Source organism: Streptomyces sp. NPDC058964, from assembly GCF_042741275.1.
Lineage (GTDB): Bacteria > Actinomycetota > Actinomycetes > Streptomycetales > Streptomycetaceae > Streptomyces.
In genome coordinates this window covers 1-1,621 of sequence record NZ_JBHYKH010000932.1, presented here as the reverse complement: position 1 = coordinate 1,621, position 1,621 = coordinate 1, and the positions used below count along the sequence as shown (strand labels likewise).

The window sequence follows — 1,621 nt, the reverse complement described above, 5'->3', positions numbered from 1 at the left end:
CCCCTGATGCTGGCCGGCGGGCTCACCCCGGAGAACGTAGCGGCGGCCATCGAGGCCGTCCGCCCCGCCGCCGTGGACGCGCACACCGGCCTGGAGGACCCCGCCACCCGGCGCAAGGACCGCCAGAAGGTGCGCACGTTCGTGAAGGAGGCCCGCGCCGCCTTCGACCGGGTCTCCGCGGAGAACGGGCGGAGCCGGTCCTGATGACCACGCGAACCGAGCCGCTCCGCGGCGTGACCCACGTCCTGCCCCAGACCAACCGGCTGCGTGCCCTGCACTCGATCGTCCGGGACCACGAGGCCAGGCGGGAGGACTTCGTCCCCACCGCCAACCGGATCATCCGCGGGCTCCTCGACGCCGCGCTGGACCTGCTCCCCTACGAGCCCCGCGACGTCCGCACGCCGGTCGGCCGGACCTACCCCGGCCTCTCCCTGGCCTCCCAGGTCTTCGGCGTCTCCATCGCCCGGGCCGGCGACAGCATGGAGTCCGAGCTGCGCGTGATGGCGCCGGAGACCCGCCTGGGCAAGATCCTGATCCAGCGGGACAAGGTCACCAAACTCCCGCACCTGCACTACGCGGCGCTGCCCGCCGGCATCGACCGGGGCCACGTGCTGCTCCTCGACCCCATGCTCGCCACCGGCGGCACCGCGCTGGCCGCGATCGGCGTCCTGCTCGACCACGGCGTGCCCGAGGAGCACATCGTCTTCGTGAACCTGCTCTCCGCCCCCGAAGGGATCAAGGCCGTCCACGACCGTCCTCGGCGCAGTGCGCCAGTGGGTGGCGCTCCAGGAGACGCACGACGCCTTCTACATGGTCGTCGACCTGCACGCGATCACGATCCCGCAGGACCCGAAGGAGCTGCGCGCCAACACCCGCCTGGCCGTCGCCCAGCTGCTGGCCGCCGGGCTGGAGCCGGACCGCTGCACGCTCTTCGTCCAGAGCCACGTCCCCGAGCACGCGCAGCTCGCCTGGGTCATGAACTGCCTCACCGGCTTCGGCGAGGCGTCCCGCATGACCCAGTTCAAGGACAAGTCCGCCAAGCAGGGCGCCGACCGCGCCTCCGTCGGCCTGTTCACGTACCCGGTACTCCAGGTCGCGGACATCCTGCTCTACCAGGCCAACGAGGTCCCCGTCGGCGAGGACCAGCGCCAGCACATCGAGCTGACCCGCGACCTGGCCGAGCGCTTCAACGGCCGCTTCGGCGACACCTTCACCGTCCCCTCCGCGTACATCCTCAAGGAGACGGCGAAGATCTACGACCTCCAGGACCCCACGGTCAAGATGAGCAAGTCGGCGTCCACGCCGAAGGGCCTCATCAACCTCCTGGACGAGCCGAAGGCCACCGCGAAGAAGGTCAAGAGCGCGGTCACCGACACCGACACCGTGATCCGCTTCGACCGGGAGAACAAGCCGGGCGTCAGCAACCTCCTCTCCATCTACTCGGTGCTCACCGGAGCCGACATCACCGAGCTGGAGGAGAAGTACGCGGGCAAGGGCTACGGCGCCCTCAAGACGGACGTGGCGGAGGTCATGGTCGAGTTCGTGACCCCCTTCCGGGACCGCACCCAGCAGTACCTGGTCGAGTTCGTGACCCCCTTCCGGGACCGCACCCAGCAGTACC

At 70.2% G+C, this 1,621-nt stretch carries 1 protein-coding gene and 2 pseudogenes; all 3 read left to right on the top strand.

The genetic code is table 11. The features are described 5' to 3' along the window. Positions 1–204 (top strand): annotated as a pseudogene (locus ACFW2E_RS46520) (hypothetical protein); the annotation flags it as partial. Continuing rightward, positions 204–695, top strand: a pseudogene (locus ACFW2E_RS46515) (uracil phosphoribosyltransferase); the annotation flags it as partial. The pseudogenes ACFW2E_RS46520 and ACFW2E_RS46515, both read left to right, overlap by 1 nt. 70 nt (positions 696–765) lie before the next feature. Continuing rightward, a partial coding sequence (gene trpS, locus ACFW2E_RS46510) for a tryptophan--tRNA ligase (protein ID WP_384478137.1) occupies positions 766–1,621 on the top strand: 856 nt, incomplete at its 3' end.